Raw genomic sequence first — 17,282 nt, 5'->3', positions numbered from 1 at the left:
GCCGCAACCGTTTGCGGCCCTGAAAAAATTCGTCCATTGAGGCCGCGACTGCCCGCGCCGGGCGAGAAGATCACGTCAGACGTCTCGGGACGATTCTCATGGCCACACCGGAATTCGACCTCAACGACATCAAGCGCCGGATGCAGGGCGCCGTCGCTTCGCTCTCCAAGGACCTCGGATCCCTGCGCACCGGGCGCGCTACGCCCTCGCTCCTCGACCCGATCCAGGTCGATGCCTATGGCTCGGCGATGCCGATGGCGCAGGTCGCCACCGTGAGCGTGCCGGAGCCGCGGCTCCTGTCGATCTCGGTCTGGGACCGCAGCATGGTGACCGCCGTCGAGAAGGCGATCCGCGAATCCGATCTCGGCCTCAACCCGCAGACGGAAGGCCAGACCATCCGGCTCCGCATCCCCGAGATGAACGAGCAGCGCCGCAAGGAGATGGTCAAGGTCGCCCACAAGTACACCGAGGAGGCGCGCGTCGCCGTGCGCCACGTCCGCCGGGACGGCCTCGACCATCTCAAGAAGCTCCTGAAGGACAGCGCCATCTCGGAGGATGACGAGAAGCGCCAGGCCGCCGACGTGCAGAAGGCGACCGACCAGTACATCGCCGAGATCGACGGCGTGCTGGCCTCCAAGGAGAAGGAGATCATGCAGGTTTGAGGCGAGGGACGGTCCGCCCGTGACCGCCGCCGCACCGGCTGCGCCATCCAAGGCTCCCCGCAAGAGCCAGCGCGAGCTGTGGCTGCGCGTCGCCTCGGGCCTCGTGCTCGGGGCCGGCGTGCTGGCCGGGCTGGTCTATGGCGGCTGGCCCTTCGCGGGCATCTGGTTGGCTGCCGGCATCATCGGCTTTGCCGAGTGGATGGTGATGAGCCGCACCGAGCCGCGCGAGGTGCTGATCGCGCTCGGCGCGGCGACGCTGGGCGCTCTCCTGCTGTGCCAGCGCGGCGGCGCGCCGACGTCCGCCTGTCTTGCCGTGCTGATCCTCGGGGCCGCCGCCTGCGCCACGGTGGCGCGGACTGGCTGGGGCCGTTGGCGCGCCTTTGTCGGCGTGCTCGGCGCTGGGGCGATCGCGGCGGTCCCCGTGGCGCTACGCGACGATCCCGCCATCGGCCTCGTCGGGCCGGCCTGGATGTTCGCGGTGGTGTGGTCCACCGACATCGCCGCCTACTTCGCCGGCCGGAAGATCGGCGGCCCGAAGCTGATGCCCCGGGTCTCGCCCAACAAGACGTGGTCCGGCGCGATCGGTGGCCTGATTGGCGCGGTCGCGGCCGGGACGCTGGTGCCGGTGGTGGCGGATCTCGCCGGAATGACCCTGCCGAGCGCCGCTTCCCTGCCGGTGGTGGCGGGTGTGAGCGCGCTCGCCTCGGTGCTCAGCCAGGCGGGCGACCTGATCGAATCCGGCCTCAAGCGCCGCTACGGCGTGAAGGATTCCGGAAAGATCATCCCGGGCCATGGCGGCGTCATGGACCGGCTCGACGGATTCTTCGCGGTGGCCGTGCTGGCTGCCATCTATCTCGCCCTGCGCGGGGCTGGCCTGATCACGTGACGATGAGGGAGTTGAACCCGTGACCCAGATCGTCACCGTCTTCGGCGCCACCGGCTCGATCGGCAAATCGACGGCCGACCTGCTGGCCCAGCACACCGACCGGTTCCGCGTCGGCGCCCTCGTCGGCGGCAAGGACCCGGTTGCGCTCGCCAAGATGGCCCGGGAGCTGAACGCGTCCTTCGCGGCGCTCGCCGATGAAGCCGCCGGCCCGGCGCTCGCCGAGGCCCTGTCGGGCTCCGGCATCCCCAACGGGGCAGGGGAGGGGGCCGTCATGGAGGCGGTCGCCCGCGATGCCGACATCGTCGTGGCGGCAGTGAGCGGGGCGGCGGGCCTCAAATCGACCCACGCGGCTTTGCGCCTCGGCCGGACGGTGGCCTTGGCCAACAAGGAAAGTCTCGTCTGCGCCGGCGACGCCTTCATGCGCGACGCCGCGCGTTACGGCGCCACGATCCTGCCGATGGATTCCGAGCACGACGCCCTGAGCCAGGCGCTGGCCGGCCGGCCGCTTGCCGACGTGCGCACCATGATGATCACGGCCTCCGGCGGCCCGTTTCGCACCTGGACCCGCGAGCGCATCGCCGCCGCCTCCGCCACGGAGGCCGCCGCCCACCCGACCTGGTCGATGGGCATGAAGATCAACATCGATTCGGCGAGCCTGATGAACAAGGGCCTCGAACTGATCGAGGCGCACCATCTGTTCGGCATCGAGCCGAAGCGCCTCGACGTCGTGGTGCATCCGCAATCGGTGATCCACGGGATGGTCTACTGGCTCGACGGCGCCGTGACCGCCGAGCTGGCACTGCCCGACATGCGCGTGCCGATCTCGCACTGCCTCGGCCTCGGCGACCGGCTGACCATCGCGCGCGGGCGGCCTCTGGACCTCGTGAAGCTCGGCTCCCTCACCTTCGAGGCCGCGGACGAGGAGCGCTTCCCGTGCCTGCGGATCGCCCGGGCGGCGCTCGCCGCGGGCGGCGCGGCGCCGACCGTGATGAATGCGGCCAATGAGATCGCGGTGGCGGCCTTCATCGCCGGCCGGATCGGCTTCTACGGGATTAGCGATCTGGTCGAGCGCGCCTGCACGCACTTCGCCGGCCAGTACCGGACCGCGCCGGCCGATGTCGACGAGGCGCTCGCCATCGACGCCCATGTCCGGGTTTGGAGCGCTGAGGCGCTGCCGGAGCTGCGTGCCGCCGGGTAGCCGGCGGCACGGGCAGCGCGTCAGCGCTCCGGCCCGTATCCGGCCAGAAACACCCGCACCGCCTCGTCGGTCTGGAACCGCATACGCTCTTCGTCCGCCTTGCCGGCCGCGGCAAACAGCATCCGCGTCAGCAGTCCGGCGAGGCAAAGGTGCAAAAAGTGCTGAGCCGCCAGGGTGGTGTCGGCGATGCGCAGGCGGCCGGCATTTACCTGCACATCGAGATAGGCCGCGAGCCGCGCCACGCCGCGGGCCGGCCCGGCGTCGTAATAGACCTGCCCGAATTGTGGGAATTTCTCGCAGACGCCGATCACCATGCGGTGCATTGAGATGTGCCGCGGCTGGGACATCTCGGCGAGAAAACTCATCCCCAGGCGCGTCAGGACGGCCGGGATATCGGTATCGTTCGGATCGAAGGTGAAGAGCGTCTCGGCGAGGCTGGCCTTCTCCTCAAGGATCAAAGCCTCGAACAGCGCCTCCTTGCTGTCGAAATATACGTAGAGCGTGCCCTTCGAGACGCCGGCCGCCCGCGCGATCTCACCCATGCTCGCGCCATCGTAGCCCGCCGAGAGGAAGACCGTCCGGGCACCGTCCAGGATCTGGCGGCGCTTGTCGCCCTCGTGCGCCGTCACGCCCCGATCCAGCGCTGCACCCTGTGCCATCGTTCCGCCCGGCGCTGCCAGCGCCGCTCCGCTTGACCGAACCGTTCGGTCAACATACCCTGGGGCCAATTCGGAATCGCGTCAAGGCGCGCCGATGTTTTGACCGAACGGTTCGGTCAATGCGGTTGTGGTTGGATGTGAGGCTCTGCGATGTCCCTGCGTGAGGACGCTGATCGCCCCGATCCGGTCGTCGAACGCGGCGACGAGGAGCGGGCCGAGGGCCCAGCCCGTCCGGTCGCGACGCCGGCATCGGCCGCGGCGGTCAAACAGACCGCGACGCCGGAGGGCGGTGCGCCGGCGCGCAAGCGTCCGCTCCGCCGGGCCATCCTGCTCGCCGTCCTGGCCGTCGCGCTCGGCGGCGGCGCCTATGCCGGATGGCAATGGTGGACCGTCGGACGGTTCTTCGTCGCCACCGACGACGCCTATGTCCAGGCCGACATCTCGGTGCTGGCCGCAAAGGTCTCGGGCTATCTCGAGGCTGTCCCAGTGGTGAACGGCCTCTCCGTGAAGAAGGGCGACGTGATCGCCAAGATCGATGATGGCGATTATCGTCTCGCGCTCCAGGCCGCGCAGGACAAGCTCGCCACGCAGGAGAGCACCATCACGCGGATCGCTCGGCAGGCCGAGGCGGCGCAGGCGCAGGTCGCCCAAGCCGCCGCGCAGCTCGAAGCCGCCCGCGCCGATGCGGTCCGCGCCCAGGCCGATTTCGCCCGGTCGATGCAGATGCAGGCCGATTACGTCGCCAAGTCGCGCATCGATCAGACCCGTGCCGATCGCGACCGGACCGAGGCCTCGGTCAAAGCCATGGAGGCCGGGCTCTTGGCTGCCCGCGCCAATGTCGATGTGCTCCAGGCGCAAAAGCGCGAGGCCGAGAGTGTCGCGGTCGAACTGCGAACCGCCGTCGACCGCGCCCGGCGCGACCTCGACTTCGCGGTGATCCGCGCACCCTTTGACGGCGTGGTCGGCAACAAGGCGGTCGAGGCCGGCGCCTACGTCGCGCCGGGTACCCGGATCGCTGCCCTGGTGCCGCTCCAGAGCGTGCACATCGACGCGAACTTCAAGGAGACGCAGGTTCAGCGCATGCGCCCCGGCCAACCGGTGACCGTGACGGTCGACGCGTATCCGGATCGCGAGATCCAGGGCGTGGTGGAATCGTTCTCGCCGGCCTCCGGTTCGGTGTTCAGCCTGCTGCCCCCCGACAACGCGACCGGCAACTTCACCAAGATCGTCCAGCGCCTGCCGGTGCGGGTGCGGGTTCCGGAGGAGGTCGCCCGCGAGGGCCTGCTGCGGCCGGGCCTGTCGGCCGTGGTGCGGGTCGATACCCGTACCGGCGCCGACCGCTCGGTGCTCGACCGGGCCGCGCGTGAGCCGCCGGTCAGCACCGCGAGCCGCTGAGCCGGGTCATGGCCGCCACCGCTACTCTGGCGCCGGGTGCGCCGGCCCGCGCTGCCGAGCCGCCGCTCGACCGCCGCCGCATGGTGGCGTTCGTCTGCATGGTGTTCGGGATGTTCATGGCGATCCTGGACATCCAGATCGTCTCGGCCTCCCTCAACGAGATCCAGGCCGGCCTCTCGGCGTCCGGCGACGAGATCCCGTGGGTCCAGACCAGCTATCTCATCGCCGAGGTCATCTCGATCCCGCTGTCGGGCACCCTGTCGCGGGTTCTCTCGACGCGGTGGATGTTCGCCATCTCGGCGGGTGGCTTCACCCTGATGAGCCTGATGTGCGCGACCTCCTCGTCGATCGGCGAGATGATCGTCTGGCGCGCGGCGCAGGGCTTCATCGGCGGTGGCATGATCCCGACCGTCTTCGCGGCGGCCTTCACGATCTTCCCGCCCTCGAAGCGGACCATCGTCTCGCCGATGATCGGCCTCGTGGCGACGCTCGCGCCGACCATCGGCCCCACGGTTGGTGGCTACCTCACCGACCTGATGTCCTGGCACTGGCTGTTCCTGATCAATGTCGTGCCGGGCCTCTTCGTGACGATCTCGACCTGGATGCTGGTCGATTTCGACGAGCCGAACTACAGTCTGCTGCAAGCCTTCGACTGGGCCGGCCTCGCCTTCATGGCGGGCTTCCTAGGCTGCCTCGAATACGTGCTGGAGGAGGGGCCGAACCACGACTGGTTGCAGGACGAGACGGTGTTCGCCGCCGCTGTAGTCTGCGCGGTCTCGGCGCTTCTGTTCTTCTGGCGGGTGTTTACGGCCAAGCAGCCGATCGTCGATCTGCGCGCCTTCTCGGACCGCAACTTCGCCAGCGGCTGTGTGGCGAGCTTCGTACTCGGCATCGGCCTCTACGGGCTGACCTACATCTACCCGGTCTATCTCGCCCGGGTCCGGGGCTACTCGGCGCTGATGATCGGCGAGACGATGTTCGTCTCCGGCCTGTTCATGTTCATCACCGCGCCGATCGCCGGCCGCCTCTCGGGCAAGGTCGATCCGCGCTTCATGATGGGGATCGGCTTCGCGGGCTTCGCCTGCGGCACCTGGATCGTCACCGGGCTCACCAAGGACTGGGATTTCTACGAGCTGCTGCTGCCGCAGATCCTGCGCGGCTGCTCGCTGATGCTGTGCATGATCCCGATCAACAACATCGCGCTCGGCACCCTGCCGCCGGCCCGAATGAAGAACGCCTCCGGCCTGTTCAATCTCACCCGCAACCTCGGCGGCGCGGTCGGCCTCGCGCTGATCAACACGGTGCTGAACGATCGCTGGGACCTGCACCTCGCCCGGTTACACGAGCGGTTCAGCTGGTCGAACAACGCCGCGCTGGAGCGCCTCGACAGCCTTCAGCACAGCTTCGAGTCCTTCGGCAGTGCCGCCCCCGGCATGGCGCTGAAGGCCATGACCAACACGGTGCGGATCCAGGGGCTCGTCATGGCCTTCGAGGACGTGTTCCTCGCCCTGACGGTCCTGTTCCTCGCGATGGCCTGTGCGGTGCCGCTGGTCCGTCGCCCGCGTGCGATGGCGAGGGGCGGAGGAGGGCACTGACGGGACAACTCCGGTTCCGCTGCGACGATGCGCGACCCGGCACAGGATTGCGTTGGCGGTGCACCCCACCGATCTGCTAGGATGTCGGGATGCGCCGATCCCGGGGGGCCGGTGCGGCGACGGCCAGGGATCGGCTTATGGACTTCCTCAACGCGATGGGCGGCACCGCCGGTGGTTTCTTCGGTGCCCTGATCCCGTTCCTGTTCGTGCTCACCGTCGTGGTGTTCGTGCACGAGATGGGCCACTTCCTGGTCGGGCGCTGGTGCGGCGTCGGCGTCCACGCCTTCTCGCTCGGATTCGGGCCGGAACTCATCGGGTTCAACGACCGGCGCGGCACCCGCTGGAAGCTCTGCGCCATTCCCCTCGGCGGCTACGTGAAGTTCCACGGCGACGTGAACGGGGCGAGCATGCCCGATCCGGAGGCCGTCGCCCGCATGACCCCGCAGGAGCGGGCGATCAGCTTCCCGACGCAGCCCGTGGCCAAGCGCGCCGCGATCGTCGCCGCCGGCCCGGTGGCGAACTTCATCCTGGCGATCCTGCTGTTCGCCGGAGCGATCTGGCTCGGCGGCCGCTACGAATTGCCCGCCCGCGTCTCCTCCGTGGAGCCGAACAGTGTCGCGGCCCAGGCCGGCTTCCAGCCGGGCGACGTCATCACCGCCATCGACGGCGAGAAGATCGGCGACTTCAACGCCATGTACCGCACCGTGACGGGCAGTGCCGGCACGCCCCTGACCTTCACCGTGGAGCGCGACGACAAGCCGATCACCATCCAGGCGACGCCGGCCACCTTCGAGGAGAAGACCCCGTTCGGCCGACACCGGATCGGCCGGTTGGGCATTCGCTCCCCCGCGGGGTCCGAGGCGCGCCTCGTGCGCTACGGGGCCGTCGATTCCCTCAATCTCGGCGTGAAGGAAACCTACTTCGTCGTCGAGCGCACCTTCTCGTATCTCGGCAAGCTGATGACCGGCCGGGAATCGGCCGACCAGCTCTCGGGCCCGATCGGCATCGCCCGCGTCTCCGGCGAGGTCGCCAAGACGGGCGGCGTCGGCGGTCTCGTCGGTCTGATCGCGCTGCTCTCGGTCTCGATCGGCCTTTTGAACCTGTTCCCGGTGCCGCTGCTCGATGGCGGCCACCTCCTGTTCTACGCCTTCGAGGTCGTCCGCGGCCGCCCGCTCAGCGAGAAGGCGCAGGAGATCGGTTTCCGGATCGGCCTCGCCCTGGTTCTGATGCTGATGCTGTTCGCCGCCTGGAACGACATCCTCAACCTCGGCGCGTCCTGGCGGAACACCTGATCCGGAGGGGTTGCCGGCTGTCCCCAGGCCCTTCGGGCATCCCGTCCGATCTCCACCGGAAAGGATGCCCGATTCCCGCCGCGATCCGGCCCCGAAGTCGCCCGATCGGGGCCCCGCCGAGGGATCAAAATTGGGTTAATGCCGCGTCAAAGGTCGAGCTGACGGGCAGAAAAACGCGGTTCGGCACAGGCGTTTACGCGTTATTCACGATGTTTGGCGGTTTGCGCGCGGGGCGGACGGATCGTTAAGTGGCGCGAAGGCCACGACCCCCCAAAATCCCCTGACGATGGCCGCCCGCGCGTTTGCTTGGCAGGGGAATCCCGCTAAGAGCTACGCTTGGACCGAAGCCACGCTTGGACCAGGTGACGGGACGACCGGTCAACGGTCGCCTGCGACGGGCTAACCCCCGCGACCAGAACAGAAACGGGCGATTGCATGATGTCGTTGACGGGGAAGCCCCGACGTAAGTCGGTGCGGAGAACCATCGTCCTAGTCACTGCGGGTCTGAGCGTCGTCCTGAGCGGGGCCGCCCAGGCGCAGCAGATCGTCGTCCAGGGCAACCAGCGCGTCGATGCCGACACGATCCGGTCCTACGTGACCGGGACGGCGTCCGGCTCCGCCGAGGAGGCGCGCCGCAACCTGCTGGCCAGCGGCATGTTCTCGGACGTGAAGGTCGCCCAGTCGGGCGGGCGCACGGTGGTCACCGTCCGCGAGAACAACCTGATCAACCGGGTTGTGTTCGAGGGCAACAAGAAGATCGAGAAGGCGACCCTGGAAGGGGTGGTCGAGGCGAAGGCCCGCGGCCCCTACAGTGAGGCGATCATCAACGCCGACCTCGCCCGCATCCGCGACGTCTACAAGCGGTTCGGCCGCGGCACCGCCAAGGTGACCTACCGCACCGTGGACCTGCCCAACGGCCGGGTCGACGTGATCTATCAGATCGATGAGGGCGACAAGACCGGTATCGTCTCGATCAACTTCGTCGGCAACAACGCCTATTCGGAGCGGACGCTCAAGGGGCTGATGAGCTCCTCGGAGATGAACTTCCTGTCGTTCATCAAGACCTCCGACGTCTACGATCCGGACCGGATCACCAACGACCTCGATCAGGTCCGCCGCTACTACCTCAAGAACGGCTATGCCGACTTCCAGGTGGTCAGCGCCGACGCGCGCTACGTCGAGGGCGAGACCTCCGGCTACGTCATCACCATCACGGTGAGCGAGGGCGAGCAGTACAAGGTCGGCGCGGTGCAGGTGGATTCGCGCCTGCCGGGCCTGAACACCGCCGAGCTGACCGATGGCGTCGCGACGGCCGTGGGTGACGTCTACAACGCCGACGATGTCGAGAAGACGCTGAACAACGTCACCCGCGAGGTGAACCGCGCGGGTTATCCGTTCGCGCAGGTCCGCCCAACCGGCCAGCGTGACCCGGCAAGCCATCAGGTCTCCCTCGGCTTCGTGGTCGAGGACGGCCCGCACGTCTACGTCGAGCGCATCAACATCCGCGGCAACACCCGCACCCGCGATTACGTCATCCGCCGCGAGCTCGATATCGCCGAGGGCGACGCCTACAACCGCGTGCTGACCGACCGCGCCGAGCGGCGCCTGAACGGCCTGGGCTTCTTCAAGAAGGTCCGCTTCTCCAACGAGCCGGGCTCGGCGCCCGACCGCGTGGTGATCAACATCGACGTTGAGGATCAGCCCACGGGTTCGTTCTCGGTGGCGGGCGGCTACTCCACCCAGGATGGAATCATCGGCGAGGTTTCGGTCTCCGAGTCGAACTTCCTCGGCCGCGGCCAGTATGTCCGCCTCGCCGGTACGGGCGGCCAGTACTCGCGCGGTGTCGATTTCTCGTTCACCGAGCCGTACTTCCTCGGCTACCGCCTCGCGGCCGGCTTCGACGCCTTCTACAAGTACTCCGATCTGACCCGGTACTCGCGCTACGAGACCACGGTCTACGGTGGCCAGCTGCGCCTGGGCCTGCCGATCACCGAGGAATTCGGCATCACCCTGCGCTACTCGCTGTACAACACCGAGCTGAAGGTGCCGAACACCCTCAAGCGGCCGTACAACGACTGCTCGATCCCGATCCCGGGCTACACTGCGACCTACGCGGCGGGCACGATCGACCCGAACACGGGCCGCAACATCGGCGGTCAGGCGATCTACCCGAACTGTGCCTATGACGGCGAAGCCTCCATCGCCATCAAGGGTTCGCAGGGCAACACGCTGACTTCGCTCGCCGGCCTGACGCTTGCCTACTCGACCCTGGACGTGATCGGCGCGCCGCATAACGGCCTCTACGCCGAGCTGAAGCCTGACGTGGCGGGCCTGGGCGGTGACTCGAAGTTCTTCCGGGTGACCGCCGATGCGCGGTACTACAAGGAGCTGTACGAGGACGTGATCGGCTTCGTCCGGTTCCAGGGCGGCCATATCCAGTCGATCAACGACAAGCCGCTTCGGGTGACCGACGAGTTCTTCCTCGGCCCGTCGCTGGTCCGCGGCTTCGCGCCGAACGGCATCGGTCCGCGCGACGTCGGCATCGCCGATGCCCGCTCGAACGCGATCGGCGGTTCGACCTACATCGGCGGCACGCTCGAGGTGCAGTTCCCGCTGCCCGGCGTCCCGCGCGATCTCGGCCTGAAGGGCGCGCTCTTCGCCGATGCCGGTACGCTGTTCGGCTACAACAGCCGACGCTCCTTCGACGTGAATGGCGACAGCTTCATCAACGGTACCGATCCGGCCACCGGTCGATGCAACTTCAACGCCTACAAGATCGGCGTCGAGCCGGAATGCGTGAACGTCCGCGACAGTGCCACGATCCGCTCCTCGGTCGGCGCCTCCATCCTGTGGAACTCGCCGCTCGGCCCGATCCGCTTCGACTACGCCTACGCCCTGACCAAGGATGAGGGCATCGCGGTCTACGTGCCGATCCTCGGCAAGTACGGCCATATCGGCAAGGATCAGACCCAGGCGTTCCGCTTCTCCGGCGGCTCGCGCTTCTGATCAAAATCCCTGGCGCGCTGGTCGGTTTCCCCGACCAGCGCGTTGTCGAGCATGTCAGACCCCATCTTCTTCGCCGCCGCGACGGACCTGACCCTCGCGGAGATCGCGGTGGTCGCCGGGGCCAGCCTTCCCGACGGCGCTGATCCGCAGGCTCGGCTTGCCGGTGCGGCGTCCTTGGAGGGCGCCGGGCCCGAGCACCTCGCCTATATGGACAATGCCCGCTACGGCGACGCCTTCGCGGTGACGCGGGCGGGGGCCTGCCTCGTCTCGCCGCGCTTCGCGGCCCGCTGCCCGTCGGGCACCGTCGCCCTCGTCAGCCGCGAGCCTTACCGCGCCTACGCGACCCTGCTCGGCCGCCTGCATCCCGATGCCCTGCGCCCGGGCTCGCAATTCGGCGCCCGTGGGATCGCCCCGGGCGCCCATATCCATCCGGAAGCACACCTTGAGGACGGCGTCACGGTCGATCCCGGCGCGGTGATCGGCCCCGGCGCCGAGATCGGCGCCGGCACGGTGATCGGCCCCAACGCGGTGATCGGCCCGGGCGTGCGCATCGGGCGCGACTGCGCCATCGGGCCCGGCACCACCCTCAGCCATGCGCTCCTGGGAAACCGGGTGATCCTCCATCCCGGCGCCCGGCTCGGGCAGGACGGGTTCGGTTTCGCCATGGGGGCCACCCATCTCAAGGTACCGCAGATCGGCCGCGTCATCGTTCAGGACGATGTCGAGATCGGCGCAAACACCACGATCGACCGCGGCGCCTCGCGTGACACGGTGATCGGCGAGGGGACCAAGATCGATAACCTCGTGCAGATCGCCCATAACGTCGTCATCGGGCGCCACTGCGTGATCGTGTCGGGTGTCGGTATCTCGGGATCGACAACGCTGGAGGATTACGTCGTCCTCGGCGGTCAGGTCGGCGTCGTCGGCCACCTGCGCATCGGCCGTGGAGCGCAGATCGCCGGCTCGTCCAACGTCAACCGCGACGTGCCGCCGGGCAGCCGTTGGGGCGGCACACCCGCCAAGCCGGTGCGGGCGTGGTTTCGCGAGTTGACCACCCTGGCCCGCCTCGCCGAGCGCTCGGGCAAGGCTCCGGCGGACGACGAGGGCTGAGGCAAGCCGGCCGCCGAACTGGCCTTTCCCGCTGTTCGGATCATCCCCACGGCCCGGAAGGCCTTGCGCTTCCGGCGATTTCTTCCGAAGAGGGCGCTCCGTGCGCCCATCGGCGGGCGGAGTTCAGACCATTGAATGCGGCAAGTCGAGGTGCGGGATCCGATGAGTGAGGCGGCACGCGAGACCGGCGGCGAGCTGGGTACAGCCGATATCCAGATGCTGCTGGAGCTGCTGCCCCACCGCTATCCGTTCCTCATGGTGGACCGGATCGTCGAGATCGACCGGGATGAATCCTGTATCGGCATCAAGAACGTCACCGCCAACGAGCCGCAATTCATGGGGCATTTCCCGGGCTTGCCGGTCTTCCCGGGCGTGCTCCTGATCGAGGGGATGGCCCAGACCGCCGGCGCGATCTGCTGCCGTCACATCCGGACGGACGAGCTGCGCACCAAGCAGGTGTTCTTCATGACCATCGACAAGTGCAAATTCCGCAAGCCAGTCACGCCGGGCGACCAAGTGCGGTTCCATATGAAGAAGATCAATCATCGCCGGACCATGTGGTGGTTCCGTGGCGAGGCCCGGGTCGATGGAACGCTGGTTGCGGAGGCCGAGATCGGCGCCATGCTGGTGACGGAGTGAGCGCGCCGTTCATCCACGCGAGCGCCGTGATCGAGTCCGGCGCCGAGATCGGCGACGGGGCGCGGATCGGCCCCTTCTGCCACGTCGGACCGGAGGTCGTGCTCGGACCAGACTCCGAACTTGTCAGCCATGTGGTCCTGGCGGGCCGCACCACGATCGGCCCCCGCACCCGGATCTTTCCGTTCGCATCGATCGGCCACCAACCGCAGGATCTGAAGTACCGGGGCGAGGCCTCGACCCTTACCATCGGCGCGGATTGCCTGATCCGCGAGGGCGTCACCATGAATCCCGGCACCAGCGGCGGCGGGCTGGAGACGGTGGTAGGCGATCACTGCACCTTCCTGGCGAACTCCCATGTCGGCCACGATTGCCGGGTGGGCGCGCACGTGATCTTCTCCAACAACGTGATGCTGGCCGGCCATTGTTCGGTCGGCGACTACGCGATCCTCGGGGGCGGCGCCGCCGTGATCCAGTTCGCCCGGGTCGGTGCGCATGCCTTCGTGGGCGGCCTTTCCGGCTTGGAGAACGACTGCATCCCCTACGGGATGGTGCTCGGCAACCGCGCCACCCTGTCGGGCCTCAACATCATCGGGTTGCAGCGGCGCGGCTTCGCCCGCGAGGACATCCACGCCCTGCGCCGCGCCTATCGCCTGCTCTTCGCTCCGGAGGGCACGCTCATGGAGCGGGTGGAGGACGTGGCGGCGACCTTCGACTCCCATGACGCGGTGCGCGAGATCCTCGATTTCATCCGCCTCGGCGGCAAACGCTCGATCTGCACACCGCGCGAAGTCCCGACGCCGATCAGCGCCGCCTGACCGGCCCTGGCTATGGTGAAGGCCGAGACTGTCCCTGAGGGCGCCCTCGTCCTGATCGCCGGGGCGGGGCGGCTGCCGGAACTCGTAGCCGAGTCCCTGCGCCGGACGCACAGGCCGTTCCGGGTGATCGCCCTTCGGGGCTTCACGGGACCAGCCCTGCGCAAAAGCGCCGACGCCACGGTCGACCTCCTGGACCTTGCCGCCACACTGAAGCTGCTGCGCCGCTGGGGCCCGGCCATCGTGGTTCCAGCCGGAGGCGTCTCTCGGCCGAGTCCGGCCGCGATCCTCAATGCCGGCGCGGCCCTGCGCAACCGCGACGCACTGAGGGCCATCGCCGGCGGCGGCGATGACCGCCTTCTGCGGGCGGCACTGGCCCTCGTCGAGGAGGAGGGCCACCGGGTCGTCGGCGTCCACGAGGCCGCGCCGGACCTGCTCTGTCCGGAAGGTCCGATCGGGCGTCGGCGGCCAGGTCCGGAGGCGGCGGCCTCGATAGCCACCGGGCGGGGTGTGCTGGATGCCCTGTCGCCGTACGATCTCGGGCAGGCGGTCGTCGCGTCCGGCGACCGGGTGCTCGCCGTCGAGGGCCCCGAGGGGACCGACCGGATGCTCGCCCGGGCGCGCGCCCTCGGGCGTCGGCCGTTCGGTTGGGGTCGGGCGCTCCCCGGCACCGTGCTGGTCAAGGCGCCCAAGGTCGGACAGGATCGGCGCATCGACTTGCCGGCGATCGGCCCGCGCACGGTGCGCAACGCCGCCCGGGCCGGCTGCGTCGGCCTCGTGCTCGAACCGGGGGGGACCCTGGTGATCGACCGCGTCGCGACCGCCGCGGAGGCCGACCGCCTCGGCCTGTTCGTCGTCGGATACGGGAGCCTACCGCGATGACGCGGCCGCGCACCATCTGGCTCGTGGCCGGCGAGGATTCCGGCGATCAGCTCGGCGCCAAGCTGATGCGGGCGCTCAGCGAGGCGTCGCCTGACGTGGCGTTCGGCGGTGTCGGCGGCGAGGCGATGGCGGAGGCGGGGTTCATGTCCCTGTTCCCCCTCGATGATGTGGCCGTGATGGGCTACCTGCCGGTGCTCGCCCGCGCCCGCACGCTCCTGCGGCGCATCCGCGAGACAGCCGATGCGGTCGTGCGCGCCCGGCCGGACGTTCTGGTCATCATCGACAGCCCCGGCTTCACCCATGCGGTGGCCAAGCGCGTGCGCAGGGCTGCCCCCGGCATCCCGATCGTCGATTACGTCTCGCCGAGCGTCTGGGCGTGGCGCCCGTGGCGCGCGAAGGGCATGCGTGCCTTCATCGACCACGTGATGGCGCTGCTTCCCTTCGAGCCCGATGCCCATCTCCGGCTCGGCGGACCGCCCTGCACCTATGTCGGGCATCCGCTGATCGAGCGCCTGCCGGAGCTGTGCCCGTCCGGTCCCGAGCGTCTGCGCCGTGATGCGGTGCCCTACCGTCTCGTCGTCCTGCCCGGCTCGCGACGCTCCGAGATTGAACGCCTGATGCCGGTCTTCGGGCAAGCCTTGGCGCTCCTGGCGAGCGCTCATCCGCTCGAAGCGGTGCTGCCGGCGGTGACGCGCCACCGCGCCTTGATCGAGCGCCTCGCAACGGCTTGGCCTGTCCCGGCCCAGATCGTCACCGGTGAGGCACCGAAATATGCCGCCTTCCGGGGCGCCCGGGCGGCGCTCGCGGCCTCGGGGACGGTCACGCTGGAACTCGCGCTGGCAGGCGTTCCCATGGTGGTCGCCTACAAGGTCTCGCGGGCCGAGGAAATCATCGCCCGCCGGCTCATTCAGGTGCCGACCATCGTGTTGCCGAACCTGATCCTGGCCGAGAACGCCATGCCGGAATTCGTCCAAGCCGATTGCACGCCCGAACGTCTCGCCGAGTCGCTGGCGCCCCTGCTGGCGGGGGGCGCCGCCCGCGCGGCGCAATGCGCGGCCTTGGCCCGGATCGCCGACCGGATGCAGCTTGCCGATGCGGAGACGCCGAGCCGGGCCGCAGCGCGGATCGTGCTGCAAGCTGCGCAGAGGCCATGATCCGCCGGGCGGCGAGCGCTATCCGCCGCGCCGGCTGCAGCGGGTATACGACACGGTTCCGCGGTTGCTCGACCATGTCATGTGGTCATCGTCCACCGTCAGCCGGACCTGCGATAACCAGTGCCGTCCGCGGTCGCGACACTCGGCCGAGGTCACCCAAGTGGCCCCGGACCGGCGCGTATCGTGGAAGGTGCACACTGTGCGGCCGGCGCGCGCCTGATCCTGCGTGATCGTCGCCGGGATGTAGCCCCGCCGCAGCGAGCGATGCCCGCAGGCAGCCGGGGTAGGACCCCAGACGCCGACATAATCAGCACCCATCGGGGCCGGAGCCGGAACCGTCCGGGGGAGGGGGCTCGGCGGTGCCGGACGAACGGCCGGCTGCCCGACCGGAGCGGCCGCCGTCTCGGGGGCGCTGCTTCGAGGAGCGGGATCGGCTCGGTCGAGCATCACGAGGTGGCGCGACAGGGCCCGCGGCCCGGCGGCGGTCTCTGGGGCAGGCGCCTCGGCCCGCTGGGGGCGGAACGGCAGGTCTTCGGTCAGGTAGGCCGCGCTGTAGGCGAACAGCCCCGCCCAGCCGACGATCAGCAAAGCCGGCAGGACGTAGCGACGCCTGGGCTCGGGCCGCGCCCCGCCGCCCGGATCCGCCAGTACCACCGCCCCCATCGTACCCCCCTTCGTTGCGCCTTCAGCGGCCGAAAATCCCCTTCAGGAACTGTGCCGTCCGGTTGCGCTTGCGCTTGCGCTCCAACTCGGAGGCATCCTTGAGCCACGCCACCTGGACGACGCGCCGCTCGCCCTCGAACGGCTCGTGGCCGTGCCAGGAATTGTCGGCCCGCAGGAACGCGAACATCGTTCCCATGGTCGGCGGCACCTCCACTGCGAAAGGCTCGTAATTCTTCCCGTCGTAGAGCACCCGCAGACGACCGGCCGCGGGGGCGTCCCACGCGTCGTTCATGTAGACGAGGAGCGTCAGCACCTTCGATGGGCCGTCGGTGTGGATCGAGCCGTATTTCGGTTGGCTGCGCCGCATGATGGTGGTGAGCCGCGGGCAGGAGACGAGATCGATGCCGAACTTCTCGCCGAGGATCTCCGAGAAGGCGTCGCTCTCCAACTCGTCGATCAGCGCCTTGAACCGTCCCTTGAGGGCGACCTCGTCGACCGTGAGATAGCCGGGCTTGGCGATATCCGGGAAATCGCGGCGAATCTCTTCAATGGCGTCGGGCTTCAGGACATTGGTGCCCAGCGTATAGGCGTAGGGCTCGCGGGATACGGGCGCGGCGCGGACCGCTGCGATATCGAGGGTCGAGAGGGCAGACATCGGTGGATCCCTGGGCTCCGGGGTGACAGACCGGCTCCAACGTGAACGGCCACCGGACCGCGCCCGCCTCAACGGATCCGAGCCCGCACGCGGCGGCTGTCTTGGGATCTCATAATTCGCCGATTGCGGCAGTCCGACGGCGAAAGCCGCTCAGTGGCGCATTCCGGTGACAGTCTCGAGCCACCGGCCCGTGCAGGATGGCGTAATGCCCGCGGACTATTCTCCTGGGCGCATGCTGGACCCGTGTCTGATGAGGCCGCTGGCCTTTGCCTTGCTGTGCGTAAACCTCGTCGCAGTCGCGACAGGGGCGGGGGCGCTTGCCCAGGGCCGGGCGCCGCGCGGCTCGATGACGGCCCGCATGACCTGCGCGGAGGCGATGGCGCTGGTCAAGGGTGAGAAGGACATCGTGATCGCGGCTGGCGCGGCGCCGGAGCGCTTCGTCAGCGGCCCCGGCCAGTGCAGCGGCTCGGAGATCGCCGAGCTCCGCTTCGCGCCCACGCGCGACAACCCACAATGTCCGATCGGCTATCACTGCCGCGAACCGGGCTTCGAGGAGTGGAACTGGTAAACGCGTGATCGGCGTAAATCGCCGCATCCCGCAAACGTGACGACAATTTCACGCGACAGCGTGGGGCAAAGGCCACTATCTCGCCATCGACCGGGGCCAAGGCCGC

At 68.8% G+C, this 17,282-nt stretch carries 16 protein-coding genes; 13 read left to right on the top strand and 3 right to left on the bottom strand.

The features are described 5' to 3' along the window. Positions 1-98: 98 nt before the first annotated feature. Genes frr through dxr form a run of 3 tightly spaced genes read left to right on the top strand, consistent with a single transcriptional unit; the run spans position 99 to position 2,746 of the window. Complete coding sequence (gene frr, locus BLQ49_RS01250) at positions 99-662, top strand: ribosome recycling factor (protein WP_091712647.1); 564 nt, start codon at positions 99-101, stop codon at positions 660-662. 19 nt (positions 663-681) lie between these two features. Then, positions 682-1,548 (top strand): phosphatidate cytidylyltransferase, encoded by an 867-nt coding sequence (locus BLQ49_RS01245; RefSeq protein WP_091712645.1) that lies wholly within the window; start codon positions 682-684, stop codon positions 1,546-1,548. 19 nt (positions 1,549-1,567) lie between these two features. Further along, on the top strand, positions 1,568-2,746 hold the full coding sequence (gene dxr, locus BLQ49_RS01240; protein WP_091712644.1) for a 1-deoxy-D-xylulose-5-phosphate reductoisomerase: 1,179 nt from the start codon (positions 1,568-1,570) through the stop codon (positions 2,744-2,746). 20 nt (positions 2,747-2,766) lie between these two features. Here the strand turns inward: dxr and BLQ49_RS01235 are convergent, their stop codons facing one another. Beyond that, positions 2,767-3,405 carry a TetR/AcrR family transcriptional regulator gene (locus tag BLQ49_RS01235; RefSeq protein WP_091712642.1) on the bottom strand — a complete coding sequence of 213 codons (639 nt, stop codon included), beginning with the start codon at positions 3,403-3,405 and terminating at the stop codon, positions 2,767-2,769. Between the two features lie 150 nt (positions 3,406-3,555). Between BLQ49_RS01235 and BLQ49_RS01230 the strand changes: the two genes are divergently transcribed. From BLQ49_RS01230 to lpxB, 9 genes are all read left to right on the top strand, one after another. After that, entirely contained in the window at positions 3,556-4,800 is a 1,245-nt protein-coding gene (locus BLQ49_RS01230) for an HlyD family secretion protein (RefSeq protein WP_091712641.1), read from the top strand. Between the two features lie 8 nt (positions 4,801-4,808). Next, positions 4,809-6,395, top strand: coding sequence for a DHA2 family efflux MFS transporter permease subunit (locus tag BLQ49_RS01225; protein ID WP_091712639.1), 1,587 nt, complete (start codon positions 4,809-4,811; stop codon positions 6,393-6,395). Between the two features lie 137 nt (positions 6,396-6,532). Then, on the top strand, positions 6,533-7,687 hold the full coding sequence (gene rseP / locus BLQ49_RS01220) for an RIP metalloprotease RseP (RefSeq protein WP_091712637.1): 1,155 nt from the start codon (positions 6,533-6,535) through the stop codon (positions 7,685-7,687). Between the two features lie 435 nt (positions 7,688-8,122). Then, positions 8,123-10,693 (top strand): outer membrane protein assembly factor BamA, encoded by a 2,571-nt coding sequence (bamA, locus tag BLQ49_RS01215; RefSeq protein WP_091712636.1) that lies wholly within the window; start codon positions 8,123-8,125, stop codon positions 10,691-10,693. 51 nt (positions 10,694-10,744) lie between these two features. Continuing rightward, positions 10,745-11,803: a UDP-3-O-(3-hydroxymyristoyl)glucosamine N-acyltransferase gene (lpxD, locus tag BLQ49_RS01210; protein WP_091712634.1), complete on the top strand. Its 1,059-nt coding sequence runs from the start codon at positions 10,745-10,747 to the stop codon at positions 11,801-11,803. A gap of 162 nt (positions 11,804-11,965) precedes the next feature. Then, complete coding sequence (gene fabZ / locus BLQ49_RS01205; RefSeq protein ID WP_091713087.1) at positions 11,966-12,442, top strand: 3-hydroxyacyl-ACP dehydratase FabZ; 477 nt, start codon at positions 11,966-11,968, stop codon at positions 12,440-12,442. Next, the gene (lpxA, locus tag BLQ49_RS01200) at positions 12,439-13,257 is read left to right on the top strand and encodes an acyl-ACP--UDP-N-acetylglucosamine O-acyltransferase (protein WP_091712632.1); all 819 of its coding nucleotides are present in this window, start codon (positions 12,439-12,441) and stop codon (positions 13,255-13,257) included. Before fabZ ends, lpxA begins: the two co-directional genes overlap by 4 nt. Positions 13,258-13,269: 12 nt before the next feature. Continuing rightward, on the top strand, positions 13,270-14,136 hold the full coding sequence (locus BLQ49_RS01195; RefSeq protein WP_091712630.1) for an LpxI family protein: 867 nt from the start codon (positions 13,270-13,272) through the stop codon (positions 14,134-14,136). Continuing rightward, positions 14,133-15,290, top strand: coding sequence for a lipid-A-disaccharide synthase (gene lpxB, locus BLQ49_RS01190; protein WP_091712629.1), 1,158 nt, complete (start codon positions 14,133-14,135; stop codon positions 15,288-15,290). The genes BLQ49_RS01195 and lpxB overlap by 4 nt, the downstream gene beginning before the upstream one ends. Before the next feature lie 18 nt (positions 15,291-15,308). On the opposite strand, the gene BLQ49_RS01185 is transcribed toward lpxB, so the two are convergent. Then, positions 15,309-15,953: a peptidase inhibitor family I36 protein gene (locus BLQ49_RS01185; protein WP_091712627.1), complete on the bottom strand. Its 645-nt coding sequence runs from the start codon at positions 15,951-15,953 to the stop codon at positions 15,309-15,311. 22 nt (positions 15,954-15,975) lie between these two features. Next, positions 15,976-16,608: a 2OG-Fe(II) oxygenase gene (locus BLQ49_RS01180; RefSeq protein WP_091712625.1), complete on the bottom strand. Its 633-nt coding sequence runs from the start codon at positions 16,606-16,608 to the stop codon at positions 15,976-15,978. A 250-nt stretch (positions 16,609-16,858) separates the two neighbouring features. Here BLQ49_RS01180 and BLQ49_RS01175 point away from each other — a divergent pair, with 250 nt between their 5' ends. Continuing rightward, a complete protein-coding gene (locus BLQ49_RS01175; protein WP_091713085.1) occupies positions 16,859-17,176 on the top strand; it encodes a hypothetical protein in 318 nt (105 codons plus the stop codon). Positions 17,177-17,282 lie beyond the last annotated feature (106 nt).

The sequence above is a fragment of the Methylobacterium phyllostachyos genome (assembly GCF_900103445.1).
GTDB classification, from domain to species: Bacteria; Pseudomonadota; Alphaproteobacteria; order Rhizobiales; family Beijerinckiaceae; genus Methylobacterium; species Methylobacterium phyllostachyos.
Note: the sequence above shows the minus strand (reverse complement) of the source record. Positions and strands in the feature narration are given on the sequence as shown.

What these genes read in the sequence shown, in the direction of transcription:
- BLQ49_RS01230 (WP_091712641.1), top strand. Translation starts at nt 3,556, where the DNA reads ATGTCCCTGCGTGAGGACGCTGATCGCCCCGATCCGGTCGTCGAACGC.
- rseP (WP_091712637.1), top strand. Translation starts at nt 6,533, where the DNA reads ATGGACTTCCTCAACGCGATGGGCGGCACCGCCGGTGGTTTCTTCGGT.
- bamA (WP_091712636.1), top strand. Translation starts at nt 8,123, where the DNA reads ATGATGTCGTTGACGGGGAAGCCCCGACGTAAGTCGGTGCGGAGAACC.
- lpxB (WP_091712629.1), top strand. Translation starts at nt 14,133, where the DNA reads ATGACGCGGCCGCGCACCATCTGGCTCGTGGCCGGCGAGGATTCCGGC.
- fabZ (WP_091713087.1), top strand. Translation starts at nt 11,966, where the DNA reads ATGAGTGAGGCGGCACGCGAGACCGGCGGCGAGCTGGGTACAGCCGAT.
- BLQ49_RS01195 (WP_091712630.1), top strand. Translation starts at nt 13,270, where the DNA reads ATGGTGAAGGCCGAGACTGTCCCTGAGGGCGCCCTCGTCCTGATCGCC.
- BLQ49_RS01175 (WP_091713085.1), top strand. Translation starts at nt 16,859, where the DNA reads ATGAGGCCGCTGGCCTTTGCCTTGCTGTGCGTAAACCTCGTCGCAGTC.
- BLQ49_RS01180 (WP_091712625.1), bottom strand. Translation starts at nt 16,608, where the DNA reads ATGTCTGCCCTCTCGACCCTCGATATCGCAGCGGTCCGCGCCGCGCCC.
- lpxD (WP_091712634.1), top strand. Translation starts at nt 10,745, where the DNA reads ATGTCAGACCCCATCTTCTTCGCCGCCGCGACGGACCTGACCCTCGCG.
- BLQ49_RS01225 (WP_091712639.1), top strand. Translation starts at nt 4,809, where the DNA reads ATGGCCGCCACCGCTACTCTGGCGCCGGGTGCGCCGGCCCGCGCTGCC.
- frr (WP_091712647.1), top strand. Translation starts at nt 99, where the DNA reads ATGGCCACACCGGAATTCGACCTCAACGACATCAAGCGCCGGATGCAG.
- BLQ49_RS01235 (WP_091712642.1), bottom strand. Translation starts at nt 3,405, where the DNA reads ATGGCACAGGGTGCAGCGCTGGATCGGGGCGTGACGGCGCACGAGGGC.
- BLQ49_RS01185 (WP_091712627.1), bottom strand. Translation starts at nt 15,953, where the DNA reads ATGGGGGCGGTGGTACTGGCGGATCCGGGCGGCGGGGCGCGGCCCGAG.